1 pseudogene is annotated in these 746 nt (G+C 39.4%); it reads left to right on the plus strand.

Going from position 1 to position 746, the window contains the following annotated elements:
* Positions 1–645: pseudogene (locus FC83_RS08245) on the plus strand (transposase); the annotation flags it as partial.
* Between the last annotated feature and the right edge of the window lie 101 nt (positions 646–746).

Below are 746 nucleotides of genomic sequence, written 5' to 3' on the forward strand. Positions count from 1 at the left end.
GTTCAGACAGTTTGTGAAAAACATGGCTGGATACTCGACTATACAATCAACCCAGGAAACAAGCATGACAGTCAAGCGTTCAAGGATATCTACGATAAAGCAAAGATACTAAAACCCATTGCCATTGCGATGGATTCCGGGTATAAAACACCTGCAATTGCCCATCAATTACTTAGCGACGGCGTTAAACCAATATTTCCATATAAGCGTCCTATGACAAAGAAAGGATTCTTTAAGAAAAAGGAATACGTCTATGATGAATACTATGACTGTTATCTCTGTCCAAGCAATAAAATATTAGATTACTCAACCACTAATCGGATTGGTTATCGTGAATACAAAAGTAAGCCAAGCGACTGTCAGGCTTGTTCGATGATCAAACTGTGCACACTATCCAAGAATCATCAAAAGGTCATTACTCGTCATATCTGGCAAGATGCACTCGATGAGTGTGAGGATATTCGCCATACTTATAAGTGGCGGGCATGGTATGATCTGCGAAAAGAAACAATTGAACGAATATTTGGGACGGCCAAGGAAGACCATGGCCTCCGCTACACAAATATGTGTGGTCGGGAGAAGATGGCCATGAAGATTGGCCTTACCTTTGCCTGCCTGAATATGAAAAAGCTAGCAAAATTGAAGGGATAATATGGCCGAAAGGCCTCTTTTTTTATCTAAATTTGGGTTAAATAAAAAGACAAACTACAACTTTAACGAAAAAGTATAGTTTGTCTTCAATCTGA

The sequence above is a fragment of the Agrilactobacillus composti DSM 18527 = JCM 14202 genome (genome assembly GCF_001436375.1).
Classification (GTDB): Bacteria; Bacillota; Bacilli; order Lactobacillales; family Lactobacillaceae; genus Agrilactobacillus; species Agrilactobacillus composti.